The sequence below is a fragment of the Kribbella sp. NPDC104218 genome (assembly GCF_055584105.1).
Genome location: NZ_JBVJMQ010000004.1, coordinates 371,072 through 396,004, shown reverse-complemented (window position 1 = coordinate 396,004; position 24,933 = coordinate 371,072). Strand labels below are relative to the sequence as shown.

The window sequence follows — 24,933 nt, the reverse complement described above, 5'->3', positions numbered from 1 at the left end:
GGCAAGCAGCCGCCCCGCCCACGGAACGAAACCCGAGCGCGGCACCACCGGCGATCGCCCCGACATCGGCGGTCAGCGCCCCCTTGAGCCGGTCGACGACGAACCAGCAGTTGCCGACGGCACCCGGCGAGCGGCCGGCAGCGCGCCGTTGGCCAGGCGGCCGGCCCAAGGTCGGCGGCGGGCGGCGGCCTCGTGGGCACGGCGAACAGGCCGAGCGCGGCGAACCGGCTAGTGCGGCGGCGTCGGCGACGGGTCGGCAGCGGGCGGCCAGGCGTCGGCGGCTAGCCGAAGCTTGGGGGGTCGACCTGGACGCGGACCGAGCCGGGGTTCTTCTTGGTGGCGCGGGCGGATTGCGCGTCTTTCAGGGCGCGGGCCAGTTGTGCGCCGGCGGCCCGAGGCGTGCGGACGACGGCGCGTACGGTCTCGTCGTCGACGTCGACCGGGCCGAGGATCTCGAGACCGGCGGTGGCTGGGAGGAGCGCGCGGAGGCGCTCGACCAGGTCGGCCACCGAATCGGCGGGGCCGGTGAGCTCGGCGAGCTTGGCCGCCGGCGCGAGGTGGGCCGCGCGTCGCTCCTCGACCTCGCGGCTGGCGAAGCCCTCGGGGCTCCAGCGGACGACGACCTGCAGCGGCAGCGCGGACGGATCGCCGACCAGGATGACGGTGCCGCCGGCGCTCGCGGGGCGGACGAGGGCGGCCGCGTTCAGCCAGCGACGGACCGCCTCCTCCGGCGCGCGCAGATCGGGCCGCGCGAGCATAAGCCAGGTATCGAGCAGGAGGGCCGCGCTGTAACCGCGCGCGGCGACCGGCTCGGCGCCCGGCGTACTGACGATCAGCGCGGGCTGATCCGGCACGTGGTCGAGCATGTTGTCCCCACCCGACGTCCGAACCAGGACGCCGGGGAACGCGCGCCCCAACTCCTCCGCCGTACGCCGAGCCCCGACAACCGCAGCCCGCATCCGGGTGTCACCGCACTCGGGGCAGCGGTGATCGGCCGCCGGTCGGCCGCAGATCGTGCAGCTCGCCGGCCCGGCCCCGCCCGTACGCCGAAGCGTGCCGCCGCAGGTCGAGCAGCGCGACGGCGCTCGGCAGGTCTGGCAAACCAGACTCGGCAGATACCCCGCGCGCGGAACCTGGACGAGCACCGGCCCGGTCTTCAGCCCCTCGCGCGCGATCTCGAAAGCGCGATGCGGCAGCCGCGCGGCGCGCGCCATCCGATCCCGCGCGAGATCGGTGTCGGACTCACCGGTGATGTGTACGGACGGCGCCGCCGCGCGGATCGCCGGGCGGGCCGCGATCAGCTCTCCCGCGAACCCGGACTCGATCACCGCGGCCGACTCCGCTGAGCGCGCGAACCCGCCGAGCAGCGCGGCGCAGTTCTGCTTGAAGGCGCGCAGCAGCAGGACTTCACGGGCGTTCGGATACGGCGCGCGCGGCTCGGCGTACGACTCGTCGCCGTCGTCCCACAGCGCGACCAGGCCGAGGTCGGTGACCGGCGCGAAGGCGGCGGCGCGCGTCCCGATGACGACGCGCGCCGTGCCGCGGAGGGCGGCCAGGAAGGCGCGGTAGCGCGCGGTCGGGCCGAGGTCGGCGGAGAGGACGACGAAGCCCGGCTCGCCGAGCACCGCCGTACAGGCCGTCGCGAGCCGCTCGAGATCGCGCGCGTCGGCCGCGAGCAGCAGCGCGCCCCGCCCGGCCGCCGCGCACACAGCCGCGGCCTGGGCGAACGCGAGCGCCCAGTCGGCCCCCGGCACCGCCGTCCAGATCGCGCGCGGCGACTCCGCCCGCGCGAGGGCGTCGAGAAAGCCCGGCGGGTACGGCGCCCACTCGGAGCGCGAGTCGGACAGCGGAGGCGGCGCGGGCTGGTCGTAGCGCAGCGGCTCGGCCTCGACCTTGGCATGCCGGGGCGGGACGGCGAGCCGGGTCACGTCGGCGAGGACGCCGGCGTACCGATCGGCGACCGCGCGGCACAGCTCGGCGATCTCGGGGCGCAGCACCTGCTCGGCCGAGACGACCTTGCGGATCCGGACCAGCTTGCCGTCGTGGTCGGACTCGGCGAGCCGCTCCAGGACGAAGCCGTCCAGGTCCTTACCGGCGAACCGGACCTTGACCCGCGCGCCGGGCTGCGCGGCGGCGGCCAGGTCCTCGGGGACCAGATAGTCGAAGGGCCGGTCCAGATGCGGGAGCGAGACGTCGACCGCGACCCGGGCCACCGGCAACGACTCGGTGATCTCGGCCGGGACCTTTGTCCGCGCTTTGCGCACGGTGTCGCGCAGTAGCGTCAGCTGCTCCGGCGAATCCGATGTCACCCGCAGATGCTAGTCCGCGGGGACGACAGTCGGTGTCCGCACTGCCGTCCCCCTGTGGACAACTACTTGTTGACCGCGGCCTTGAGGGCCTCGACGCGGTCGGTGCGCTCCCAGGTGAAGTCCTCGCCGGTGCGGCCGAAGTGGCCGTTCGCGGCGGTCTGGGTGTAGATCGGGCGGAGCAGGTCGAGATCGCGGATGATCGCGGCCGGGCGCAGGTCGAAGACCTCGGCGACGGCGTCGGCGATCGTGGCGACCGGGACCTTCTCGGTGCCGAACGTGTCGACGTAGAAGCCGACCGGAGCGGCCTTGCCGATCGCGTACGCGACCTGGCACTCGACGCGGTCGGCCAGGCCGGCCGCGACGATGTTCTTGGCCACCCAGCGCATCGCGTACGCCGCGGACCGGTCGACCTTGGACGGGTCCTTACCGGAGAACGCGCCGCCGCCGTGCCGGGCCATGCCGCCGTAGGTGTCGATGATGATCTTGCGGCCGGTCAGACCGGCGTCGCCCATCGGGCCGCCGACCTCGAAGCGGCCGGTCGGGTTGACCAGCAGCTTGTAGTCGGTCGAGTCGATGTCGAACTGCTCGAGCACCGGGTCGACGACGTGCTTCTTGACGTCCGGCGCCAGCATCGACTCCAGGTTGATGTCGGCCGCGTGCTGGCTGGAGACCACCACGGTGTCCACCCGGACCGCCTTGTCGCCGTCGTACTCGACGGTGACCTGGGTCTTGCCGTCGGGGCGCAGGTAGGCCAGCGTGCCGTCCTTGCGGACCTCGGTCAGCCGCGCGGACAGCCGGTGCGCGATCGTGATCGGCAGCGGCATCAGCTCCGGCGTCTCGTTGGACGCGTAGCCGAACATGAGCCCCTGGTCGCCCGCACCCTGCAGGTCCAGCTCGTCCTTCGACGCGTCCGAGCGCGTCTCGTACGCCGTGTCGACCCCCTGGGCGATATCCGGCGACTGGCTGCCGATCGCCACCGACACTCCGCACGACGCGCCGTCGAACCCCTTCAGCGACGAGTCGTACCCGATCTCCAGGATGCGCTTGCGCACGATCCCGGGAATGTCGACGTACCCCGACGTGGTGACCTCGCCGGCCACCACGACCAGACCGGTCGTGACGAGCGTCTCGACCGCCACGCGGCTCTTCGGGTCGGCCGTCAGCAGCGCGTCGAGAATGGAATCGCTGATCTGGTCAGCGATCTTGTCCGGGTGACCCTCGGTCACGGACTCGGACGTGAAAAGGCGCCTGCCCACAATTCTCCCTCGGATTCCTCTTGTGCCGCGCAGCCGGCGTCGCGACCGCACGATCCCCCCATGCACCGGCGGATGGCGATGCATCTTCGGCGAGTATGCCAGCAGTTTCGGCCAGAGTCCCGGGAACGCTCCGAATCCGCCCACGATTCGAGAACCGTGACCATATTCTGGGCAATCCGGGGATTTCAGGCGTGCGGGCCGACCGTGATCTCGCCGACGGTTAGGGTACCCTTACCGCCGAGGATCGTCGACACCCGGTCCACCTCGGACTCCAGCGCGGCCAGCCGGCCCGAGCTCATCCGGACCAGCGGCTCGACCGTCACGTCGAGGTTGCGGCCGCGCTTCTTCTGGTGCCAGACGCCCGCGACCGAGCCGTCGACCAACAGCAGCGGGTAGTTGCCCGCCTGGCCGCGATTGGTGGCCCGATCGAAGGCCTTGCCCGGGAACACCCGCTCGCGCGGGAAGCAGCCGACGCCGTACGCGTCGAAGTACGGGAGCAGCCGCACACCCTCGACCGGCTCGCCGGAAAAGTCGTCGTCCCCGGGGGCCAGGTAGCCGAACTCGGTCTCGGGGAGCCCGTCGAAGTAGGGCTTCACGAAGGCCGGCGACGTACTCAGCCAGCGCGCGAAGTGCTGCGGGGTCGCCGGGCCGTAGGCGAACAGATAGCGCCTGAGCAACTCGGTGAGCGCTCTCTCACCGTCCATCGGGACGAACGGCGCCCGGCGATGCGGGTTCGTGTACGTCGTCGCCCGGCCCCGGTTCGCGCCGTAACAGAGCACGCCGGCGTTGGCGGCGGCCGGGATCACCTGCCGCCAGCGCGGCCAGTGCGTCTGGAACGCGGGCATCACCAGGTCACCCGCCCATGAGCCGGTCCGGCGGACGACCTCGACGGACAGCTCGTCGACGGTGAGCTCCGCCTCGGAGAGCGCTCCCCCGATGGCCTCGATCACCTCGTCCCGCTGCTCCGCGGTCAGACGCATACTCACGGGCGGCTGGGTGCCGGCCGGGAGCGCAGAGAGCGCTCCCGTCCAGATCGGGAGGTCGTCCAGCGGCAGCAGATGCACGGTCCCGCGCGGGCCGAAGGTCTTCACCAGGCCGGTGTCGTTCTGCACGCTCTCCCGCGTCGCGCCCTGGACCCGCAGCGCGACCGAGGTCTCACCGGCGGAAAGGATCTGCGCATGCGCCCCGCACATCGCCCGGACGGCGTCGACCGGAGTCGCCGCGAGGTGGGTCAGATAGTGCCGTCGCATCCGCCGCGCGACCACGGCCGTCCAGGTGAGCTCCATGACCGGAACCCTAGGTGGAATAGCGGTCAGGAATTGTCCTCACGCTGTTTCTCCAGCTGTCGGCGTTCCTTGCGTTCGGCCTTCAGCCGGCGGCGCTCGGCCTTGGTGACCTTGCGCTGGACGCCGACCCCGCCCCAGAACGAGAACCCGGTCACGACGACCCGCGGAGCGCCCGCTTCACCGATCCCGGCGGCGCCTTGTTCGAAACCGCCCATCACGCCGATCCCCCGGACCTCGAGGTCGACGTCCGGGGAGACGATCACGGTGATGCCGCCGAGCAGCGCGACGCAGCGGATGACGGTCTCTGGCGCCTCGAAGTTCGCCTCGCGAAGGTCGATGGTCCCGCCGCCGAGGAGCGCGAAGCTGTTGAACTGGCGGGCGATCGTCCAGACGCCCTTGCGTTCGAAACCACCCAGGATCGCGATCCCGGTTCCGGACGTCGGCCGGCCGCCGATCCGCTGACTCACTGCGCCCGGAGCCGCCTGCGGCACGAGCTCCTGGTACGACGCGGCCTGGTCCACGCCGACCGGGAGGTCGTGCACGAGCTGCTCGAGTTCGCCGTACGTGCGGGCCGCGTGGGCCTCCTCCAGCCGGGACTCGAACTCCGTCAGCCGGAGCCGGCCCTCGACCAGCGCCTCCCGCAGGATCTCGGCGATCCGCTCCCGGTCGGCATCGGACGCACGCAGCTCACCCCGAGCAGGCACTGCGGGCGGTTCGGCGGGTGGAGGCGCAGACATACCCCAAGCCTAGTCACCCCCACCGGTCAGACGCCCGAAGCTGTTGGTTCGGTTACTCGGCAGGGGTTGCGGTGAGGCCGGCGCAGGTGCGGAGGTTGTTGAGGCGGGCGCGCTCCTGGTCGCGGGCGGCACCGGAGAGCGCTCTCGGGTGCCGGGTCTCGGCGTCCATCTCGGTGGGGACGAAGGTGCGGCTGACGACCGTGCGGGCGCGCAGGGTCAGGCGGAGCACGCCGCCGCGCCAGGTCTCGGGCACCGGCAGCTCACCGCCGAACAGGAGATTGCCGAGGTTGTAGGCGACGTAGGTCCGGCCGAGGTAGCCCATTCCTTGGAGGACGTGGGCGTGCGCGCCGAGGATGAGATCCGCGCCGACCGCGGAGAGATCGACAGAGAGCGCTCTCTGCTGTTCCGTCGGGCAGCGGTCGAACTCCGAACCCCAATGCGGGACGACGATCACCAGGTCGCTCGTCCGCCGCGCCCGCCGGACGGCGTCCACCGCCTGGCGATGGTCGATCGCGATCGCCAGCCCCGGACGGCGTGGACCGGCGGCCCATTCGGTCGCGAGCTCCTCGACCTGGTTGACGCCGATCACCGCGATCCGGATGCCGCGGATCGTCGTCCGCCAGGGTGCGAAGGCCTGGGCGCTGTTCAGTCCGGCGCCGAAGGTCGGCAGGCCGAGGCGGCTGGTGATCGCGAGCGTGTCGGTCAGGCCGCGCTGGCCGTAGTCGAGTGTGTGGTTGTTGGCCAGGCTGACGGCATCGACGCCGGCGGCCTTGACCGCCGCGACCGCGCGGGTATCGGTGCGGAACAGGAAACGCTTGTGCGCCGCCGTACCGCGGCCGGTGATCGCGGTCTCCAGATTGACGATCGCGAGGTCGGCGTTCGCGAGCTCGGGAGCGGCGTCGCCGAAAGCAGTCGCCAGGTCCGCATCGAGTAAGCGCTGGGTCTGGTTGTGGAAGTTGACGTCGCCGCCGAAGGCGATGGTCAGCTCCGGCCCGTCGGCCGCCACCGGCGGATCGGGCTGAAGCCCGCCGGCCGTGCAGGCCGACGCGGTCAGCAGAACCAGAGCCACGAGCAGCCGGCGCATCAACGGTGCCTCCCCTGCCGGACGAAAGGTCGCTCGAAGAGCAGATGGATGACGTACGCCGTGATCAGCACGGCGGCCGTCGTCCCAGCGAGCAGGAGGTACTTGTTCACCCGATCCCCGAGCCGCTGGAAGACGATGAAGCCGATCTGCCCATGGATCAACGCGAGTGGATACGTCGTCGCGGCGAGCGCGGCCAGGCGGCGTCCCGTCGTCCCGGGCGTCAGGTGTAGCGCCGAGGCGAGGAGGATCCAGAAGAACAAGACGATCAGGCTCGTGACGATCGCCGGGTGGATCGTCGCGTGATAGCGCTCGCTCAGGTACTCGGCGTACTGGACGCCGCGGTAGATCGCGTTGAGCTGGCAGAGTGCGAGCAGCGCCAGCCAGGAGCGGCTCGGGCCGAAGCGGTGGATCATCGCGAGCGCCATCCCGGCGATGAAGTAATGCGAGTACTGCGTGTTGAGTACCAGGTCAGCGCGGATCGGGAGGACGCCGAGCTCGAAGACAGCGGTCAGACCGAGCCAGCCCCAGGCCACGATCGCGACCCGGCGCGGGGTCGCGACGAAGAACAGCAGGACGGCGACGATCAGGTAGAAGCGGATCTCGGCCCACAGCGTCCAGTAGCCAGGATCGACGTCCGGGAGCCGGGCCAGCGGGTTGAGCATGGTCAGGTTGGCGGCGTACTGGAAACCGCCCACCGGGTAGCGGCCGGCACCGAAGAGCACCGAGACCACGGCCGTCAGCGACAGCGCGACCCAGTACGCCGGGAAGAGCCGGACGGCTCGCGAGCGCAGGAACTGGCCGGGGGTCTGGTTCCAGGCGCTCTGCAGGATGACGAATCCGCTGATCAGGAAGAACAGATCAGCGCCGAGGTAGCCGTAGCGGGCGATCGCCGCGGGCAGTGCGAATCCAAGCGGGGACTGGACGTCGGCGTACCCGGAGAACAGGTAGTGATGCCCCAGGACCGCGCCCGCCGCGCCCACGCGGAGCAGATCGACCGCGGCGAGTCTGCCACCGGGCTGATGGTCCGGACGCCGTCGCCGGGCACCCTGCGTCCGCGACTGCGCACGAACAGCCCTCGACCGAACAGGTTCGACAACCGGCGACCCCAGCGATCGCGCGACCACGGACATGCAGAAGCCCCTCCGACGACAACACCGTCATTGAGGGGCTTACAGACTTCTGCCGGGAGCTCGACTATAACCGGCGGACCCCAGCCACCGCACAACTGGTCGAGCAGCCGCCGACACGCCGTGTTCTGCGGCGTGTCGGCGGGAGGTTGTTCGGTGGTGGCGGTCCGCTACGCCCAGTGCGTCGCGACCAGGTTCCAGATCACGCCCGCCAGGGCGTCCTTCGAGCCGGACGGGACCGGGACGGCGTGGCCGGCGCGATCGAGGATGACGGCCTCGTTGTTGTCGCTGCCGAAGACCTTGCCGCCGGAGACGTCGTTGACGACCAGCAGGTCACAGCCCTTGCGCTCGAGTTTGGCGCGGCCGAGATCGAGGACGGAGTGGTCGGCGTCACCGGTCTCGGCGGCGAAGCCGACGATCACCTGCCCGGCGCGGGCGCGGCCGTGCGAGATGGTCTGCAGGATGTCCGGGTTCTGGATCAGGTTGACCGCGGGGACGGCGCCGTCCGCGGTCTTCTTGATCTTGTGCTCGGCGACGTCGGCCGGGCGGAAGTCGGCCGGGGCGGCCGCCATCACGATCGCGTCCGCGTCGGCGGCGCGCCCGGTGATCTCGTCGTACAGGTCGCGGGTGCTGGTGACGGGCACGACCTGGACGCCGGCCGGGTCGGGGAGCTCGGAGTTCGCCGCGACGAGCGTGACCTTGGCGCCGCGGGCGGCCGCGATCCGGGCCAGGGCGTAGCCCTGCTTACCGGATGAGGAGTTGCCCAGGTAGCGGACCGGGTCGAGGTGTTCGCGGGTGCCGCCGGCGGAGACGAGGACGTGTTTGCCGGTCAGATCCGCGACGGACTGGCCGGCGGCGCGGGCCGCCTGGTCGGCGAGCATCAGCTGACTGATCGCGAAGATCTCGGACGGCTCGGGGAGGCGGCCGCGGCCGGTGTCCGCGCCGGTGAGGCGGCCGACGGCGGGCTCGAGCACGGTGATCCCGCGCGAGCGCAGCGTGGCGACGTTCGCCTGGGTCGCCGGGTGCTCCCACATCTCGGTGTGCATCGCGGCCGCGAACAGGATCGGGCAGCGCGCCGTCAGCAGGGTGTTCGTCAGCAGGTCGTCGGCCAGGCCGTGGGCCGCCTTGGCGATCAGGTTCGCCGTGGCGGGCGCGACGACGACCAGCTCGGCCGCCTTCCCGATCCGCACGTGCGGCACTTCCTGGACGTCGTCGAACGGATCCGCCGTCACCGGCTGCCCCGACAGCGCCGCCCACGTCGCCGCGCCCACGAACTCGAGCGCCGCCGCCGTCGGCACCACCCGCACGCTGTGCCCCGACTCCGTCAACCGGCGCAGCAGATCACAAACCTTGTACGCCGCGATGCCGCCACCCACACCCAGCACCACATTCGGCTTGGCCTTGGTCACAACGACTCCTAGGTCGAGAAGAAGGAGACCGCACCGGTCACGGCGACGGCGGTACGGACGACGACGTCCGGGACGGCGGGGTTGGCGCGCGCCTGCCTCCGGAGCGGCACGGTGCACGCCGGGTGCGGAAACACCTCAGCCCCCGGGCCGGATGAGGCCTCGGGGGTGGGGGACGACGAGCCGGGGACGGGTATCAGGTGAGTCCCTTACCGGCCGGGTCATCGGGGCTTGGTTAGGCGGTCTTCTCCGCGGCGGCGGCTTCTGCCTCGGCCTCGGGGTCGATATCGGTGCAGGTGAGGACGCCCTCGTTGATCTCGCGCATGGCGATCGAGAGCGGCTTCTCCTGGACGTGGGTCTCGACCAGCGGACCGACGTACTCCAGCAGGCCTTCGCCGAGCTGGGAGTAGTAGGCGTTGATCTGCCGCGCACGCTTGGCCGAGTACAGCACGAGCTTGTACTTGGAGTCGGTGTGGGTGAGCAGGTCGTCGATCGGCGGGGAGGTGATGCCGATGGCGACGGGCTGGTTGCCAGACAAGTTCAGCTCTTTCCAGAGATGTGGGGTGATCGAATCAACTTTACCAAGTGATCGGCCGCCTCCCGAACCGAGGCGTTCACGATCGTCACGTCGAACTCCTTCTCGGCGGCCAGCTCGAGCGTCGCGGTCTCCAGCCGGCGCTCCCGCTCCTCGGCCGTCTCGGTGCCGCGGCCGACCAGCCGGCGGACCAGCTCGTCCCACGAGGGGGGCGCCAGGAAGACGAAATGCGCCTCCGGCATCGTCTCGCGGACCTGGCGGGCGCCCTGCAGGTCGATCTCCAGCAGCGCGGGCCGGCCCTCGGCCAGCTTGTCCAGCACCGGCTGCTTCGGCGTCCCGTAGCGGGCGGCCTTGTGGACGACGGCCCACTCCAGCAGCTCCCCGGCGGCGATCATCCGGTCGAACTCGTCGTCGGAGACGAACAGGTAGTGCACACCGTGCACCTCGTTCGGCCGGGGCTTGCGGGTGGTCGCCGAGACCGAGATCCAGATGTCCGGGAAGCGCTCCCGGATATCCGCGGCGACCGTGCCCTTACCGACCGCGGTCGGGCCGGCCAGCACGGTCAGCCGGGCCGGCTGCGGCCCGTCGGTGGCGGGCGTTGCCGCCGGTGCGTTGGTCATGTTCTCCGGGAGCCTGTCTCCAGCCACAGTCATGGTCACACCAGTGTCCAACGAGCCGGGGAGGATTTCGGTCCGGCTCACTCGGCGAATTCGCGCATCAGCGCGGCGATCTGGTTCGACCCGAGGCCGCGCACGCGGCGCGTCTCGGAGATGCCGGCGCGCTCCATGATCTGCTGCGCGCGCACCTTGCCGACGCCGGGGATGCACTGCAGCAGCGCGCTGACCCGCATCTTGCCGATCACGTCGTTGGTCTGCCCCTCGTGCAGCACCTCCGTCGGAGACGCTCCCGAGTGCCGGATCCGGTTCTTGATCTCGGCTCGTTCACGCCGCGCCGCCGCGGCCTTGTCCAGAGCCGCCGCTCGCTGCTCCGGGGTCAAAGAAGGAAGTGGCACCGTTTCACCTGTCCCGTTGTATGGCTTCGCAAGGGAACCTAACACGGCCCCGGCGCGCCATCGAACGCGAGCAGGTCAAGTCTCAGTTCAGCTTCGGGACGTCGACCTTGCAGGCGTCCTTCGCGTGCGTGGTGATGGCCTTGTACGCCGTGATCACCGGACCGGTCTGCTGGCTGAGCCGGGCCAGCTCGACCCGGTCCGAACCGGCCTTCTGGGCCTTCTCGGCGAACGTCACGACGACGCCCCAGTCGTCCTTGACGTCGGCCGGCGCGCTGTCGCGCAGCTTCTTGGCGTCGTCCAGGATCTTCACGTAGTCGGCCGCGTTGGTCGGGTCGACCTGGGTCGCGCTGGCGGCGTAACCGGCCAGGTCGACGCAGTACGCCTGCTCTTCGGTGCAGGCGGTGAGCAGGGTGGTGCCGGCCAGCAGGGTCACGACGGTGGCGATGGTGGTCCGCATACCGCGCACGCTACCGGTCGTGACCAAAGGATCCGAAACGGATACTTTCCGACACCACCCGTGCTGTCGTGCTTACGGGTTGTTCAGGTCGACCTTGCAGGTGTCCTTGGCGTGCTTGGCGATCGCGCTCGACGCCTCGCCCATCTTCTGGCCCTCGGCCTTGCTGAGCTCGGTCAGCTTGGCCGTGTCGCCCTTGGCGTCCTGGGCCTTCTTGGCGTACGCCGTCAGCGTCTTCCAGTCGTCCTTCAGCTCCGACGGAGCCGACTTGGAGACCTTCTCGGCCTCCTTGAGCGCCTTGCCGACCTGGTCGGAGTTCTTCGCGTCCAGGTTCTTCGCCGACTTCGCGTACGACGTCAGCTCGGCGCAGTAGTTGCCGCTCGAACACGCCGTCAGAACGACCGCACCCATGGTCAACGCCGCCGCGAGGGCGCCCAGCTTCCGCATCGCATTCCTTACTGTCTCGCGCGGGAAGGCCCGTCGCTTCCCGTCCCCGACACCATCCCGAACAACCGGGTCATCCGGTCCGCACGGCGCGCCGTGAACAACCTCGCACCCGCCGACTGGAACCGGTCCGTGACCTGCCGCGTCAGCGGCTGCCGGGCAGGTCGACCTGACAGGTCTCCTTGGCGTGCTTCTCGACCGCCCGCGAGGCCTCGGCGTTCTTCGCGCCGTCGGCCTCGAACAGCGCCCGCAGCGCCGTCTCGTCGCCGGTCGCCTCGCGGGTCGCGTGGGTGTAGGCGAGCATGGTCTTCCAGTCGTCGGCGAGCTCTTCGGGCGCGGCCTCGGCCAGCTTCTCCCCCGCCCGCAGCATCTCATCCTGGACGGCGGCGTCCGTCCGGTCCTTGCCGGTGAACGTCGCGGCGAAGTTCTTCACCTCACCGCAGTAGTCGGCGCCGCAGGCGGTGAGGGTGGTCAGGAGCAGGATCGATGCCGCCGTCGCGGCTGCCGTACGCATCGCACCATCATCGCGGACGGCGTCGTCCGGCCGAGACGGCGACCGCGTTCGCGGCGACGATCACGCCGATGGCGATCCAGTCCGGGACGGCGAGCTGCTGGCTGAGGACGACGTACCCGACGAGGGCGGCGAGCACCGGGTTGACGCTCATGAAGACGCCGAAGAACTGCGCGGGCACACGCCGGAGCGCGAGGACGTCGACGAGGAACGGGATCGCGGAGGACAGCACACCGGCGACGAGGGCGTAGCAGATGGCCGCCACGGTCGGCGGGTGGTGGTAGAGCACGAACGCGCCCACGGGGACGTACGCGAGCCCGGACACCGCGGCCGCCGCGCCGGACCCGGTCGCGCCGGGCAGCTCACGGCCGACCGTGCGGTTCAGCAGGATGTAGCAGGCCCAGCACACCCCCGCGAGGACGCCGAACGCCACACCGGCGTAGTCCGTCGTCGCCTGCGGCCGCGTCAGCACCAGCACCGCAGGAGCCGCCGCCAACGCACACACCAGGTCGATCACCCGCCGCGACCCCAGCAACGCGACCGCCAGCGGCCCCAGGAACTCCAGCGTCACCGCCAGCCCCAACCCCACCCGGTCGATCGCCGTGTACAGCGAAACGTTCATCACCGCGAAAACCGCCGCCAGCCCCAGCACCAACCGCCACTGCCGCCCACTGAACTCCCAGAACCGCGGCCGCCCCACCGCCACCAACACAACCCCAGCCATCCACTGCCGAACCGCCACCACCCCCACCGGCCCAATCACCGGAAAAGCCTGAGCCGCCACCGAAGCCCCCACCTGACTGGACAACCCACTCCCCAACATCAACAAAACCCCCTCCCACCGCCCCCGCCTATCAGCAGAAGCAGCAGTCGGCAGGGCGTCAGGTACAGGAAGCAGGACTGGAGCTGGCGGGGTGCTCATGGGGCCAGGTTGCGCCTGGTTGGGGCTGGCGCAAAATGCGGGATGGAGGGGATCTATACGGTGGGGGTATGGATGTGGAGGTTCGGCAGTTGCGGTGTCTGGTGGCTGTGGTGGAGACGGGGACGTTCACGGATGCGGGGATCGAGTTGGGGGTGAGTCAGGCGGCGGTGTCGCGGAATGTGTTGGGGTTGGAGGGGCGGCTGGGGGTTCGGTTGTTGCATCGGACGAGTCGGTCGGTGACGCCTACCAGTGCGGGGGTTCGGGTGTTGGCTCGGGCTCGGCAGGTGCTGGCCGAGGTGGATGAGTTGGTGCGGGAGGCGACCAGCGGGCATACGCGGTTGCGGGTCGGGCATGCGTGGTCGGCGTTGGGCCGGCACACGGCGGAGTTCCAGCGGCGATGGGCGGCTGAGCACCCAGGGGTCGAGCTGCAGCTGGTTCGGACGAACACGGCGACGGGCGGGCTGGCCGAAGGGTTGTGCGACATCGCCGTCGTCCGCGCGCATCTGGACCTGCGCCGGTTCGCGCACATCACGATCGCCCAGGAGGACCGGTACGCCGCACTCCCCGCCGACGACCCGCTGGCGCGGAAGCGGACCGTCACCCTCGACCAGCTCCGCGACCGCGTCCTGAGCCTCGACCGCCGGACCGGCAGTACGACGCTCGATCTGTGGCCCGAGGGACTACGTCCGCGGGTCGAGTACAACCAGGACGTGGACGACTGGCTCACCGCGATCGCCTCCGGCCGGTGCGTCGGCGTCACGGCCCAGGCGACCACGACGCAGTACCGCCGCGACGGCATCGTCTACCGCCGCCTCCGCGACGCTCCCCCGGTCGACGTCCACCTCATCTGGCACCGCCAGGACCCCCACCCCGCCACCCAATCCGCCGTCACCCTCCTCACCGCCCTCTACGCCGGCTGACCCGAACGACAGGAGGTACACCGGCGGTCCACGCCTGCCCCACCCCTCCCGGCACCCCCGACAGCCGCCTACCTCCTGTCCTTAGCGCTCCCCCAACACCCCAAGGAGCGCCCGGCGATCGGCCGGTTTCCAGAGGACGTCGCGGATGCGGTCGATCCCGCCGACCGGCCAGCGATCGGCGAGCCCGCGGACGGCGGGGTCCGAGATCGCGGCAGAGAGCGCTCCCGGGAAATCTCCCCAGACGACCTTGAAGGGTCGCCCCCACATCTGCTCGACGCCGAGCGCGACCGGCGCGGTGATCCCGCGCGCGTTGTGCAGCTCCGCGACCGCCGAGTACGCCGCCATCAGCGCCTCCTCCCGCTCCCGCCAGCCCACCGCCCGAAGCACGGTCTGGAAGACCGGCCCGAGCTCAGGCCCGCACACCAACCGGCTGAACGCCGTCCCGAACCATTTCGCGTACGGCGCGTACCGCCGCTCGATCAGGAAACACAACCGCATCAGATCCCGCACCAATTGGACGCCGATCAACCCCGACCCGAGCTCATCGCCGACATACCCGGCCCGGCCGACCAGATTCAGCTCCGGATGTACCCGCCACCACGCCGAGATCAGCAAATACCGCCAGACGTCGTCCGGATAATAAGCAAACTGATCCCGCACGCCCTGCAGGCCGAGCTCGTCGTGAAAGACCGCGCCCGCGGTCATCATCAGCAAACTCTGCTCGGGCAGGGTCAGCCAGTCCGCGGCCGCGATCCCATCTGCCGGGTCGAGCCCGAGGTACTGCCGGAAGTACCCATCCACCGTGTGCGTCTCGGCCAACGTCGCGCGACCGCAGAACTCCCCCGGCACCTCAAGCACGACCGCCGCCGGATCCGCGACGAACAGCACGACGCGCGCTTCGCAGTTGTGATCGGCCGACATCTCGTCATCGAACCCGAGCACCTCGGACCCGCGACCGAGCAGCCCCGCACTGTGCGGAACGGTCAGCTGCGGCGCGACGACCTCGACGTAGAACCGCCGGCACAATTCGATCCCCGACATTCCCATGCCGCCCAAGATCGCAGCCGCCGCCGCGTGATTTCAAGCGAAATGCAAAAAAGGCGCGAAATTCATCGCGCCTTTCTCACAAAGGCAATTCTATCGCGAATTACCGCCGATTGTCAGTAGCCGAGGACCGTTCGGTACGCGTCGTTGGCCCGCTCGGCCGCCGCCCGCAGACCGGCCGCGCCCGGCCCGGCGCCGAGGATCTCCCGCGAGCTCGACGGGACGACGTTGCGCACCGCCGACCCGAAGACCGCCTCCAGCCCCTCGGCCGTGCCGCCCTGCGCGCCCAGCCCGGGCGCCAGCAGCGGACCGTTGATGTCCAACTCTTCGTCCGTCGACGAGATCGTCGCGCCGACGACCGCGCCGAACGACCCGAGCCCCTCGGCGTCCGCGTTCAGCTCCCGCAGGCCGTCCAGCACCGCGCCGGCCACGGTCGGCCCAGCGACCGTCCGCGCCGACTGGAACTGCGGGCCTTCCGGGTTCGACGTCAGCGCCAGCACGAAGAGCCCCGAGCCCGACACCCGGGCCTCGTCGATCGCCGGCTGCAGCGAGCCGAAGCCGAGGTACGGGCTGACCGTCAGCGCGTCCGAGGCCAGCGGCCCCTTCTCCGCCAGGTACGCCGCCGCGTACCCGGCCATCGTCGTCCCGATGTCGCCGCGCTTGGCGTCCATGATCAGGACGGCCCCGGCGTCCCGCAGCCGGCGCGTGGCCTGCTCCAGGACGGCGACGCCCGCCGAGCCGAACCGCTCGAAGAACGCCGACTGCGGTTTGAACACGCCGACCTGCTCGGCCAGCGCGTCGACGACGGCGTACGTGAAGGAGGCGAGGCCGTCCGCGGTGTCGGGCAGACCCCACTGGTCCAGCAGGTGCTGGTGCGGGTCGATGCCGACACACAGCGGCCCGCGGTCGTCCATGACGCGCCGCAGCCGGGCGCCGAAGGTTTCGTTGCTCATAGCAAGCTCCTGTTGATCCGCCGGATCAGGCCCGGGCCGCGGTAGATGAGACCGGAGTACACCTGGACCAGACTCGCCCCGGCATCCAGCAACCGAGCGGCATCCGCCGGCTCCAGGATCCCGCCGACGCCGATCACAGGAAGCGCTCCCCCAGTTTCCGCATGGATGTGCGCGACGGTCTTCGCCGCGATCTCGGTCAGCGGCCGGCCCGACAACCCGCCGGCCTCGGCGGCCAGCGGATGCGACTCGACGCCGCCCCGGCCGATGGTCGTGTTGGTGGCGATGATGCCCGCGACGCCGACGTCCGTGCAGACCTGCAGCAGCTCGTCGATCGCGGACGGCGTCAGGTCGGGCGCGATCTTGACCAGGATCGGCTTCGCGTCGCGCCCACCCGTGCTCATGGACGACGCCTCGTCATGGAGCGCGCCGAGCAGCTCACGAAGCTGGCCGGAGTCCTGCAGAGAGCGCAATCCCGGCGTGTTCGGCGACGACACGTTGACCGCGAAGTAGTCGCCGTACCGGTAGAGCCGCTGCAGCGACGTCACGTAGTCCTGGACGGCGTCCTCCAGCGGCGTGACCTTCGACTTCCCGATGGAGACGCCGAGCGGGTACCCGAGCGGCCCGTACGCCGCCAGCCGGTCGGCCAGCGCCGCCGAGCCGAGGTTGTTGAACCCCATCCGGTTGATCACGGCCTCGTCCGACACCAGCCGGAACAACCGGGGCTTCTCGTTCCCCGGCTGCGGGAGAGCGGTCACCGTGCCGACCTCGACGAAGCCGAAGCCGAGCGCCCGCCACGCGGGGAGCGCGATCCCGTTCTTGTCCATCCCGGCGGCCAGCCCGACCGGCCCCGGGAAACGGATCCCAAAGACCGTCCGCGCCGCGCCCACCGGGATCGCGCCCAGAGAACGCGAGAGAGCGCTCACCGCGCCGGGAACGCGCCCGAGCCGGCGCAAACCGTGCAGCGTCTGCTCGTGCGCGATCTCGGCATCGCCCTTGCCCAGCCGGTACAGGACCGGCCGGAGCAAGGTTTCGTACGCCGTCCGACTACTCACCGAGGATCCTCGGCACCCAGTCCTGCAGCGAGCGGACGCCGATGCCGCCGCCCTGCTGCGCCTCGATGCCCTGCACCGCGGCCGCCAGGCCCTGGACCGTCGTGATGCACGGGATGTTCCGCGCGACCGCCGCCGACCGGATCTCGTACCCGTCCAGCCGCGGCGAACCGCCCTGGGTGATCCCGATCGGCGTGTTGACGATCAGGTTCAGCTCGCCGTCCTGGACCATCTGGACGATCGTCGGCTCACCGTTCGGCCCCGGGCCCTGACTGCTCTTGCGAACCGTCACCGCCTCGACCCCGTTGCGCCGCAGCACGTCGGCCGTGCCCTCGGTCGCGTAGATCTGGAAGCCCAGATCGGCCAGCCGCTTGACCGGGAAGATCATGTGCCGCTTGTCCCGGTTGGCGACCGACACGAACACCTTGCCCGCACCCGGCAGCGGCTGCGACGCCGCGGACTGCGACTTCGCGAACGCGATCCCGAACGTGTCGTCGAACCCCATCACCTCACCGGTCGAGCGCATCTCCGGCCCGAGCACGGTGTCGACCGACTTACCGTCGACGGTACGGAACCGGTTGAACGGCATCACGGCCTCCTTCACCGCGATCGGCGCCGTCGGCGGCAGCGTTCCGCCGTCCCCGGAGGCCGGTAGCAGGCCCTCGGCCCGCAGCTCCGCGATCGAGGCGCCGAGCATCACCCGGGCCGCGGCCTTGGCCAGCGGCGTGACCGTCGCCTTCGAGACGAACGGCACCGTCCGCGAGGCCCGCGGGTTCGCCTCCAGGACGTAGAGCACGTCGCCGGCCAGCGCGTACTGCACGTTCAGCAGCCCTTGGACGCCGACGCCGCGCGCGATCGCCTCGGTGGACTGCCGGATCTTCTCGATATCGGCGTTCCCGAGCGTGATCGGCGGCAGCGCGCAGGACGAGTCGCCCGAGTGCACCCCGGCCTCCTCGATGTGCTCCATCACGCCGCCCAGGAACAGCTCGGTACCGTCGTAGAGCGCGTCCACGTCGATCTCGACCGCGTCGTCGAGGAAGCGGTCGATCAGCACCGGGTGCTCGAACGCCTGCCCGCCGCCGAGCCGCTCCAGCGCCGCGCTCAGCTCGTCGGTGCTGTAGACGATCTCCATCCCGCGCCCGCCGAGCACGTACGACGGCCGCACCAGGACCGGGAACCCGATCTCGGCCGCGACCTCCTGGGCCTCGGCCGGCGACAGCGCCGTCCCGTGCTTCGGGGCGGGCAGCCCAGCGTCGCTCAGGACCTTGCCGAACGCGCCCCGCTCCTCGGCCAGGTCGATCGCGGCCGGCGACGTCCCGACGATCGGCACCCCGGCGTCCGCGAGCCGCTGCGCCAGGCCGAGCGGCGTCTGGCCGCCGAGCTGGACGATGACGCCGGCGACCGGGCCGGCCTGCATCTCGGCGTACACGATCTCGAGGACGTCCTCGCAGGTGAGCGGCTCGAAGTAGAGCCGGTCCGAGGTGTCGTAGTCGGTCGAGACCGTCTCCGGGTTGCAGTTCACCATGATCGTGCAGTAACCCGCCTCGCGCAGCGCCATCGACGCGTGCACGCACGAGTAGTCGAACTCGATACCCTGCCCGATCCGGTTCGGCCCGGAGCCCAGGATCAGGACGGCGGGCTCGGTCCGCGGCGCGACCTCGCTCTCCTCGTCGTACGACGAGTAGTGGTACGGCGTCGACGCCGCGAACTCGGCCGCGCAGGTGTCGACGGTCTTGTAGACCGGCCGGATCCCGAGCGCCTGCCGGACGCCGCGGACGACGTCCTCGGTCAGATCGCGGATCTCGGCCAGCTGCAGGTCGGAGAACCCGTGCCGCTTGGCGAGTTTGATCACCTCGGGTGTCAGCCGCGGCGCGGCCGCGACCTGGAGCGCGGTCTCGTGGATCAGGTACAGCTGGTCCACGAACCAGGGGTCGATCTTGGTCGCGTCGAAGATCTGCTCCGGCGTCGCCCCGGCCCGGATCGCGTCCATGATGATCCGCAGCCGCCCGTCCCGCGGCGTCTTGATTGCCGTCAGCAACGACTCCAGATCGGTCGAGGGCTCGCCGGCCCAGGAGAACCGGGCCTCCGGCTTCTCCAGCGACCGCAGCGCCTTCTGCAGCGCCTCGGTGTAGTTACGGCCGATCGCCATCGCCTCGCCGACGCTCTTCATGTGCGTGGTCAGCGTGGCGTCCGCGGCCGGGAACTTCTCGAACGCGAACCGCGGCACCTTGACGACGACGTAGTCCAGCGTCGGCTCGAAGCTGGCCGGCGTCTGCCGGGTGATGTCGTTCGGGATCTCGTCCAGGGTGTAGCCGATCGCGACCTTGGCCGCGATCTTCGCGATCGGGAAGCCGGTGGCCTTCGAGGCCAGCGCGGACGAGCGCGACACCCGCGGGTTCATCTCGATCACGATCAGCCGGCCGTCGGCCGGGTTCACCGCGAACTGGATGTTGCAGCCGCCGGTGTCGACGCCGACCTCGCGAATGATGCCGATGGCAAGGTCTCGCATGATCTGGTACTCGCGGTCGGTCAGCGTCATCGCCGGCGCGACCGTCACCGAGTCGCCGGTGTGCACGCCCATCGGGTCGACGTTCTCGATCGAGCAGATGATCACGACGTTGTCGGCCTTGTCGCGCATCACCTCCAGCTCGTATTCCTTCCAGCCGAGGATCGACTCCTCGATCAGCACCTCAGTGGTCGGCGACGCATGCAGGCCCGCGCCGGCGATCCGGGTCAGGTCGGCCTCGTCGTACGCCATCCCGGAGCCGACGCCGCCCATCGTGAACGACGGCCGCACGACCAGCGGGTAGCCGAGCTCGCCGGCCGCGCCGAGCACGTCCTCGATGGTGTGGCAGATCCGCGAGCGCGCGGTCTCGGCGCCGAGTTTCTCGACGATCTGCTTGAACGACTCCCGGTTCTCACCGCGCTGGATGGCGTCGACGGACGCGCCGATCAGCTCGACGCCGTACTTCTCCAGGACGCCGTTGTCGTGCAGCGCGATCGCCGCGTTCAGCGCCGTCTGGCCGCCCAGCGTCGCGAGCAGCGCGTTCGGGCGCTCCTTCTCGATCACCTTCTCGACGTACTCCGGGGTGATCGGCTCGACGTACGTCGCGTCCGCGAACTCCGGGTCCGTCATGATCGTGGCCGGGTTGGAGTTGACCAGGACGACCCGGAAGCCCTCCTCGCGCAGCACCCGGCAGGCCTGGGTGCCGGAGTAGTCGAACTCACAGGCCTGCCCGATCACGATCGGGCCGGAGCCGATCACCAGCACCGACTCGATATCTGTCCGCCGCGGCATCAGTTCCGCCCTTCAAGAAGCTCTACGAAACGATCGAAGAGGTACGCCGAGTCGTGCGGACCGGCCGCCGCCTCGGGGTGGTACTGGACCGAGAACGCGAGCACCCGGCCGTCGCGACCGGTCAGCTTGAGCCCTTCGACGACGTTGTCGTTGAGCGAGACGTGGCTGACCTCGGCCGTCCCGTACGGCGTCTCCACCACCGAGTCGAGCGGCGCGTCGACCGCGAAACCGTGGTTCTGCGCGGTGATCTCGACCTTGCCGGTGGCCCGGTCGAGCACCGGCTGGTTGATCCCGCGGTGGCCGTACTTGAGTTTGAAGGTGCCGAAGCCGAGCGCGCGGCCGAAGACCTGGTTGCCGAAACAGATCCCGAAGTAGGGCTTGTTCTGCTCCAGCAGGGCCTTCAGCAGGTTCGTCGGGTGCTCGGTGGTCTCGGGGTCGCCGGGGCCGTTGCTCATGAAGATGCCGTCCGGGTTCACCGCCAGCACCTCCTCGAGGGTGGCCGTGGCCGGCAGCACGTGCACCTCGATACCGCGCTCGGCCATCCGCTTCGGCGTCATCGTCTTGATGCCGAGGTCGAGGGCGACCACGGTGAACCGCTTCTCACCCTCGGCCGGGACGACGTACGCGTCCGCGGTGGTGACCTGCTCGGCGAGGTCGGAGCCGGCCATCGCCGGCTGCTCGAGGACCTTGGCCAGCAGCTCGGCCGGGTCGAGGATCTCGGTGGAGATCCCGGCCCGCATCGCGCCGCGCTCGCGCAGGTGCCGAGTCAGGGCCCGGGTGTCGATCCCGGAGATCCCGACGATGCCCTGGGACTTCAGCTGGTCGTCGAGCGAGCGGGTGGCGCGCCAGTTCGACGGGACGCGGGCCGGGTCGCGGACGACGTACCCGGCGACCCAGATCTTGTGCGACTCGTCGTCCTCGTCGTTGACGCCGGTGTTCCCGATGTGCGGCGCGGTCTGGGTGACGATCTGGCGGTGGTACGACGGGTCGGTCAGCGTCTCCTGGTAGCCGGTCATCCCGGTGGTGAACACCGCCTCGCCGAAGGTCTCGCCGGAGGCCCCGTACGAGGCGCCGGCGAACGACCGGCCGTCCTCGAGGACCAGCAATGCGGGCTGACTCATGATTGCTCGGCTCCGATCAGAGTTGCGATGGATGCGGTCAGGGGTTCGGTGTCGGCCTTGCGACGGGGCCGGAAGCCGGTGTCCAGCTCCCGCCCGTCGTGGCGCCAGGTGACCACCACCAGGCCGGACTTCTCCGCGGTCACCTTGCCGGCGATCCCGCGGTCGGTCCGGACGGCGGTCAGGTGGCCGGCCGGGATGAAGACATCCGCCGCGCCCTGCCGATGGAAGATCAGGCCGGCCTCACTGACGGCCAGGTCCGCGGTGGCGCGGACACCCAGTTCGTGGACGGCGATCCGGTCCATCCAGTCGCCGGCACTCGTCGTCGCGACGTAGACGCCCTCCACGCCGCGGGTCTTGTCGCCGGCCGGCGCCGCGGGCAGCGGGGCCAGCTCGGCCTGCCGGGCCTGGCGGTTCCGCCAGCCCCGGAACATGCCGTAGTACGCCACGGCGATCACCGCGAGCGTCCCGGCGATGGCGAGGACGGTCTTCACCGGACGGCCTGCCCGTCGCGGACGGTCGGCGTCCCGCGCAGGAAGGTCGCGACCACCTGGCCGGGCAGCGTCATCCCCGCGAACGGCGTGTTCCGCGACAGCGAGGTGGACTGCTCGGGGACGATCGTGCGCTGCGCGGCCGGGTCGACCAGGACCAGGTTCGCCGGGGCGCCGGCCTCGAGCGGGCGGCCGTGGTCACTCGCCTGGCCGATCGCGGCCGGGCGGTAGCTCATCCGGTCGGCGACGTCGGCCCAGGTCAGCAGTTTGGTGTCGACCATCGCGTGCTGAACGACCGAGAGAGCGGTCTCCAGGCCGATCATGCCGAAGGCGGCCGCGCTCCACTCGCAGTCCTTGTCCTCGACCGGGTGCGGCGCGTGGTCGGTGGCGACGATGTCGATCGTGCCGTCGGCCAGGCCCTCGCGGACGGCCTCGACGTCCTCCTTGGTGCGCAGCGGCGGGTTCACCTTGTAGACCGGGTTGTACGACGCGGCCAGCTCCTCGGTGAGCAGCAGGTGGTGCGGCGTCACCTCCGCCGTCACGTCGAGCCCGCGCCGCTTGGCGGCGCGGACGATCTCGACCGAGCCCTTGGTGGACAGGTGGCAGATGTGCAGCTTGGAGCCGACGTGGTGGTTGAGCAGGATGTCGCGGGCGATGATCGCCTCTTCCGCGACGCTCGGCCAGCCGGTCAGCCCGAGAACGCCGGAGAGCGCTCCCTCGTTCATCTGGGCGCCCTTGGTCAGCCGCGGCTCCTGCGCGTGCTGGGCGATCGTGCCGCCGAAGGCCTTCACGTACTCGAGCGCGCGGCGCATCAGGGCGGCGTCCCAGACGCAGTCGCCGTCGTCGGAGAAGACGCGGACGCGGGCCGCGGAGTCCGCCATCGCACCGAGCTCGGCCAGCTGCGTGCCCTGGCGGCCGACCGTGACGGCGCCGATCGGGTAGACGTCGGCGTACCCGGCCTCACGGCCCAGGCGCCAGACCTGCTCGACGACGCCGGCGGTGTCGGCGACCGGGTCGGTATTGGCCATCGCGAAGACCGCGGTGAACCCGCCGACGGCCGCGGCGCGCGTCCCGGTGTGCACGGTTTCGGCGTCCTCGCGGCCGGGCTCGCGCAGGTGCGTGTGCAGGTCGACCAGACCGGGCAGCGCGATCAGGCCGGTCGCGTCGATCGTCTCGGCGTCCGCCGGTGCTTGCAGGCCGGTGCCGACAGCAACGATCTCCTCGTTGTCGATCAGCAGGTCCGCCACCTCACCGCCGACGATCTTGGCTCCGGTGATCAGGTATGCGGTCATGCTGGGGGCTCCTCTGAGGATTCGTTACTACCTGACAACAGCAGATAAAGGACGGCCATCCGGACGGCCACGCCGTTGGTGACCTGTTCGACGATCACCGAGCGGGTCGAGTCCGCGACCTCGGCGCTGATCTCCATCCCGCGGTTCATCGGGCCGGGGTGCATCACGATCGCGCTCTCCGGCAGCTGCGCCATCCGGTGGACGTCGAGGCCGTAGCGCCGGGTGTACTCACGGGCGCTCGGGAAGTACGCGTCGCCCATCCGCTCGCGCTGCACGCGCAGCATCATCACCGCGTCGCTCTTGGCCAGGACGGCGTCGAAGTCGTACGACGTCGTACAGGGCCAGCGGGACATGTCGACCGGCAGCAGCGTCGGCGGGGCGACCACGGTGACCTCGGCGCCGAGCGTCGCCAGCAGCAGGACGTTCGAGCGGGCGACCCGGGAGTGCAGGACGTCGCCGACGATCGTGATCCGGCGGCCGTCCAGCGAGCCGAGGTGGCGGCGCATGGTGAAGGCATCCAGCAGGGCCTGCGTCGGGTGCTCGTGGGTGCCGTCGCCGGCGTTCACGACCGCGCCGGTCATCCAGCCGGAGGTGGCCAGCAGATGCGGAGCGCCGGAGGCGCCGTGCCGGCAGACGACGCCGTCCGCGCCCATGGCCTGCAGCGTCAGCGCGGTGTCCTTCAGGCTCTCGCCCTTGCTGACGCTGGACCCTTTGGCCGAGAAGTTGATCACATCGGCCGACAGCCGCTTGGCGGCGGCCTCGAACGAGATCCGGGTCCGGGTGGAGTCCTCGAAGAAGAGGTTCACCACGGTGCGGCCGCGCAGGGCGGGCAGTTTCTTGATCGGGCGGTCGGCCAGCGACCGCATCTCCTCGGCGGTGTCGAGGATCAGGTTCGCCTCGTCGCGGCTCAGGTCGCCCGCGCTCAGTAGGTGGCGCATCAGACCGCCGCTCCCGTCTTGTCGGCGACCGTCTTGTCGGCGATCAGGACGGCGTCCGCGCCGTCGTACTCGGTCAGGTTGACGGTGACCCGCTCCAGCAGCGAGGTGGGCAGGTTCTTGCCGACGTAGTCGGCGCGGATCGGCAGCTCGCGGTGGCCGCGGTCGACCAGGACGGCCAGCTGGACCGCCTTCGGGCGGCCGATGTCGCCGATCGCGTCCAGCGCGGCGCGGATGGTGCGGCCGGAGAACAGGACGTCGTCCACCAGGACGACCACCTTGCCGTCGATCCCGCCGGGCGGGATGTCGGTGTGCTCCAGCGCGCGGGCCGGCTTGAGGCCGATGTCGTCGCGGTACATCGTCACGTCGAGTGACCCTGTCGGCACACTCTGCCCCTCGACGGCGGCGATCCGCTCGGAGATCCGGGTCGCCAGACCCACTCCGCGAGTCGGGATACCGAGGAGTACGACGGGGTCGGCACCCCGGTTGCGCTCGAGGATCTCGTGCGCGATCCGGGTCAGTGCCCGGGAAATGTCGGAAGCATCCAGCACTGTGCGCGGTACGGGTACCGGGGCAGGGCTCATCGCTACCGTTCCTCCTTTCCTGCCTCTCGGGACAGGTCTTTAAAGGACGTTCGGACCGCTTGACATGGTATCGGAAGTGACACGCCGTCTTGACGCTGGCCTCTGACCCGGAATATTGTTACTCTGTGTAACCGAGGGGGGTTTCACCGACCGGGTCGTTTCCAAC

The 24,933-nt window shown here is 70.5% G+C and carries 24 protein-coding genes; 1 reads left to right on the top strand and 23 read right to left on the bottom strand.

Going from position 1 to position 24,933, the window contains the following annotated elements; translation table 11 throughout:
* Window positions 1–281: 281 nt before the first annotated feature.
* From ACZ6ZD_RS32855 to ACZ6ZD_RS32790, 14 genes are all read right to left on the bottom strand, one after another.
* Window positions 282–2,309, bottom strand: a complete 2,028-nt coding sequence (locus ACZ6ZD_RS32855) for a primosomal protein N' (RefSeq protein WP_465677978.1) — start codon at window positions 2,307–2,309, stop codon at window positions 282–284.
* A gap of 62 nt (window positions 2,310–2,371) precedes the next feature.
* Window positions 2,372–3,565: a methionine adenosyltransferase gene (gene metK / locus ACZ6ZD_RS32850; RefSeq protein WP_465677976.1), complete on the bottom strand. Its 1,194-nt coding sequence runs from the start codon at window positions 3,563–3,565 to the stop codon at window positions 2,372–2,374.
* 185 nt (window positions 3,566–3,750) lie between these two features.
* Window positions 3,751–4,851 carry a winged helix DNA-binding domain-containing protein gene (locus ACZ6ZD_RS32845; RefSeq protein WP_465677974.1) on the bottom strand — a complete coding sequence of 367 codons (1,101 nt, stop codon included), beginning with the start codon at window positions 4,849–4,851 and terminating at the stop codon, window positions 3,751–3,753.
* 26 nt (window positions 4,852–4,877) lie between these two features.
* The gene (locus ACZ6ZD_RS32840) at window positions 4,878–5,588 is read right to left on the bottom strand and encodes a DUF1707 SHOCT-like domain-containing protein (RefSeq protein ID WP_465677972.1); all 711 of its coding nucleotides are present in this window, start codon (window positions 5,586–5,588) and stop codon (window positions 4,878–4,880) included.
* Window positions 5,589–5,640: 52 nt separating this feature from the next.
* Complete coding sequence (locus ACZ6ZD_RS32835; RefSeq protein ID WP_465677970.1) at window positions 5,641–6,672, bottom strand: CapA family protein; 1,032 nt, start codon at window positions 6,670–6,672, stop codon at window positions 5,641–5,643.
* Complete coding sequence (locus ACZ6ZD_RS32830) at window positions 6,672–7,802, bottom strand: acyltransferase family protein (RefSeq protein ID WP_465677968.1); 1,131 nt, start codon at window positions 7,800–7,802, stop codon at window positions 6,672–6,674. Before ACZ6ZD_RS32830 ends, ACZ6ZD_RS32835 begins: the two co-directional genes overlap by 1 nt.
* Window positions 7,803–7,969: 167 nt before the next feature.
* Complete coding sequence (coaBC, locus tag ACZ6ZD_RS32825; protein ID WP_465677966.1) at window positions 7,970–9,208, bottom strand: bifunctional phosphopantothenoylcysteine decarboxylase/phosphopantothenate--cysteine ligase CoaBC; 1,239 nt, start codon at window positions 9,206–9,208, stop codon at window positions 7,970–7,972.
* A 232-nt stretch (window positions 9,209–9,440) separates the two neighbouring features.
* Complete coding sequence (gene rpoZ / locus ACZ6ZD_RS32820) at window positions 9,441–9,743, bottom strand: DNA-directed RNA polymerase subunit omega (protein WP_132166639.1); 303 nt, start codon at window positions 9,741–9,743, stop codon at window positions 9,441–9,443.
* Window positions 9,744–9,745: 2 nt separating this feature from the next.
* Window positions 9,746–10,360, bottom strand: a complete 615-nt coding sequence (gene gmk / locus ACZ6ZD_RS32815; RefSeq protein WP_238355837.1) for a guanylate kinase — start codon at window positions 10,358–10,360, stop codon at window positions 9,746–9,748.
* A 77-nt stretch (window positions 10,361–10,437) separates the two neighbouring features.
* Window positions 10,438–10,752, bottom strand: a complete 315-nt coding sequence (gene mihF, locus ACZ6ZD_RS32810; RefSeq protein WP_171678710.1) for an integration host factor, actinobacterial type — start codon at window positions 10,750–10,752, stop codon at window positions 10,438–10,440.
* An 82-nt stretch (window positions 10,753–10,834) separates the two neighbouring features.
* The gene (locus ACZ6ZD_RS32805) at window positions 10,835–11,209 is read right to left on the bottom strand and encodes a hypothetical protein (RefSeq protein ID WP_171678709.1); all 375 of its coding nucleotides are present in this window, start codon (window positions 11,207–11,209) and stop codon (window positions 10,835–10,837) included.
* A 72-nt stretch (window positions 11,210–11,281) separates the two neighbouring features.
* Window positions 11,282–11,653 (bottom strand): hypothetical protein, encoded by a 372-nt coding sequence (locus ACZ6ZD_RS32800; RefSeq protein ID WP_465677963.1) that lies wholly within the window; start codon window positions 11,651–11,653, stop codon window positions 11,282–11,284.
* 142 nt (window positions 11,654–11,795) lie between these two features.
* On the bottom strand, window positions 11,796–12,164 hold the full coding sequence (locus ACZ6ZD_RS32795; protein ID WP_465677961.1) for a hypothetical protein: 369 nt from the start codon (window positions 12,162–12,164) through the stop codon (window positions 11,796–11,798).
* 7 nt (window positions 12,165–12,171) lie between these two features.
* Window positions 12,172–12,924, bottom strand: a complete 753-nt coding sequence (locus ACZ6ZD_RS32790) for an EamA family transporter (RefSeq protein WP_465677959.1) — start codon at window positions 12,922–12,924, stop codon at window positions 12,172–12,174.
* A 227-nt stretch (window positions 12,925–13,151) separates the two neighbouring features.
* Between ACZ6ZD_RS32790 and ACZ6ZD_RS32785 the strand changes: the two genes are divergently transcribed.
* The gene (locus ACZ6ZD_RS32785) at window positions 13,152–14,003 is read left to right on the top strand and encodes a LysR family transcriptional regulator (RefSeq protein ID WP_465677957.1); all 852 of its coding nucleotides are present in this window, start codon (window positions 13,152–13,154) and stop codon (window positions 14,001–14,003) included.
* Between the two features lie 81 nt (window positions 14,004–14,084).
* On the opposite strand, the gene ACZ6ZD_RS32780 is transcribed toward ACZ6ZD_RS32785, so the two are convergent.
* The 9 genes from ACZ6ZD_RS32780 to pyrR all read right to left on the bottom strand — a co-directional run bounded on the left by ACZ6ZD_RS32780 (window position 14,085) and on the right by pyrR (window position 24,767).
* The gene (locus ACZ6ZD_RS32780) at window positions 14,085–15,050 is read right to left on the bottom strand and encodes a DUF4037 domain-containing protein (protein ID WP_465677955.1); all 966 of its coding nucleotides are present in this window, start codon (window positions 15,048–15,050) and stop codon (window positions 14,085–14,087) included.
* 113 nt (window positions 15,051–15,163) lie between these two features.
* Entirely contained in the window at window positions 15,164–16,000 is an 837-nt protein-coding gene (pyrF, locus tag ACZ6ZD_RS32775) for an orotidine-5'-phosphate decarboxylase (protein ID WP_465677953.1), read from the bottom strand.
* Complete coding sequence (locus ACZ6ZD_RS32770; RefSeq protein ID WP_465677951.1) at window positions 15,997–17,052, bottom strand: quinone-dependent dihydroorotate dehydrogenase; 1,056 nt, start codon at window positions 17,050–17,052, stop codon at window positions 15,997–15,999. Before ACZ6ZD_RS32770 ends, pyrF begins: the two co-directional genes overlap by 4 nt.
* A complete protein-coding gene (carB, locus tag ACZ6ZD_RS32765) occupies window positions 17,045–20,347 on the bottom strand; it encodes a carbamoyl-phosphate synthase large subunit (RefSeq protein WP_465677949.1) in 3,303 nt (1,100 codons plus the stop codon). The genes ACZ6ZD_RS32770 and carB overlap by 8 nt, the downstream gene beginning before the upstream one ends.
* Window positions 20,347–21,468 carry a glutamine-hydrolyzing carbamoyl-phosphate synthase small subunit gene (carA, locus tag ACZ6ZD_RS32760; RefSeq protein ID WP_465677947.1) on the bottom strand — a complete coding sequence of 374 codons (1,122 nt, stop codon included), beginning with the start codon at window positions 21,466–21,468 and terminating at the stop codon, window positions 20,347–20,349. The genes carB and carA overlap by 1 nt, the downstream gene beginning before the upstream one ends.
* On the bottom strand, window positions 21,465–21,959 hold the full coding sequence (locus tag ACZ6ZD_RS32755; RefSeq protein WP_465677945.1) for a PH-like domain-containing protein: 495 nt from the start codon (window positions 21,957–21,959) through the stop codon (window positions 21,465–21,467). Before ACZ6ZD_RS32755 ends, carA begins: the two co-directional genes overlap by 4 nt.
* Window positions 21,956–23,248, bottom strand: coding sequence for a dihydroorotase (locus tag ACZ6ZD_RS32750; RefSeq protein ID WP_465677943.1), 1,293 nt, complete (start codon window positions 23,246–23,248; stop codon window positions 21,956–21,958). The genes ACZ6ZD_RS32755 and ACZ6ZD_RS32750 overlap by 4 nt, the downstream gene beginning before the upstream one ends.
* A complete protein-coding gene (locus ACZ6ZD_RS32745; RefSeq protein WP_465677941.1) occupies window positions 23,245–24,186 on the bottom strand; it encodes an aspartate carbamoyltransferase catalytic subunit in 942 nt (313 codons plus the stop codon). The genes ACZ6ZD_RS32750 and ACZ6ZD_RS32745 overlap by 4 nt, the downstream gene beginning before the upstream one ends.
* Window positions 24,186–24,767: a bifunctional pyr operon transcriptional regulator/uracil phosphoribosyltransferase PyrR gene (gene pyrR, locus ACZ6ZD_RS32740; RefSeq protein ID WP_465677939.1), complete on the bottom strand. Its 582-nt coding sequence runs from the start codon at window positions 24,765–24,767 to the stop codon at window positions 24,186–24,188. Before pyrR ends, ACZ6ZD_RS32745 begins: the two co-directional genes overlap by 1 nt.
* Window positions 24,768–24,933: the final 166 nt, after the last annotated feature.

Coding starts and splice junctions, on each gene's coding strand:
- ACZ6ZD_RS32845 (WP_465677974.1), bottom strand. CDS start 4,851: ATGGAGCTCACCTGGACGGCCGTGGTCGCGCGGCGGATGCGACGGCAC.
- pyrF (WP_465677953.1), bottom strand. CDS start 16,000: ATGAGCAACGAAACCTTCGGCGCCCGGCTGCGGCGCGTCATGGACGAC.
- ACZ6ZD_RS32795 (WP_465677961.1), bottom strand. CDS start 12,164: ATGCGTACGGCAGCCGCGACGGCGGCATCGATCCTGCTCCTGACCACC.
- pyrR (WP_465677939.1), bottom strand. CDS start 24,767: ATGAGCCCTGCCCCGGTACCCGTACCGCGCACAGTGCTGGATGCTTCC.
- carA (WP_465677947.1), bottom strand. CDS start 21,468: ATGAGTCAGCCCGCATTGCTGGTCCTCGAGGACGGCCGGTCGTTCGCC.
- ACZ6ZD_RS32835 (WP_465677970.1), bottom strand. CDS start 6,672: ATGCGCCGGCTGCTCGTGGCTCTGGTTCTGCTGACCGCGTCGGCCTGC.
- carB (WP_465677949.1), bottom strand. CDS start 20,347: ATGCCGCGGCGGACAGATATCGAGTCGGTGCTGGTGATCGGCTCCGGC.
- gmk (WP_238355837.1), bottom strand. CDS start 10,360: ATGACCAACGCACCGGCGGCAACGCCCGCCACCGACGGGCCGCAGCCG.
- ACZ6ZD_RS32785 (WP_465677957.1), top strand. CDS start 13,152: ATGGATGTGGAGGTTCGGCAGTTGCGGTGTCTGGTGGCTGTGGTGGAG.
- ACZ6ZD_RS32800 (WP_465677963.1), bottom strand. CDS start 11,653: ATGCGGAAGCTGGGCGCCCTCGCGGCGGCGTTGACCATGGGTGCGGTC.
- ACZ6ZD_RS32750 (WP_465677943.1), bottom strand. CDS start 23,248: ATGACCGCATACCTGATCACCGGAGCCAAGATCGTCGGCGGTGAGGTG.
- ACZ6ZD_RS32780 (WP_465677955.1), bottom strand. CDS start 15,050: ATGGGAATGTCGGGGATCGAATTGTGCCGGCGGTTCTACGTCGAGGTC.
- ACZ6ZD_RS32745 (WP_465677941.1), bottom strand. CDS start 24,186: ATGCGCCACCTACTGAGCGCGGGCGACCTGAGCCGCGACGAGGCGAAC.
- ACZ6ZD_RS32830 (WP_465677968.1), bottom strand. CDS start 7,802: ATGTCCGTGGTCGCGCGATCGCTGGGGTCGCCGGTTGTCGAACCTGTT.
- ACZ6ZD_RS32805 (WP_171678709.1), bottom strand. CDS start 11,209: ATGCGGACCACCATCGCCACCGTCGTGACCCTGCTGGCCGGCACCACC.
- ACZ6ZD_RS32840 (WP_465677972.1), bottom strand. CDS start 5,588: ATGTCTGCGCCTCCACCCGCCGAACCGCCCGCAGTGCCTGCTCGGGGT.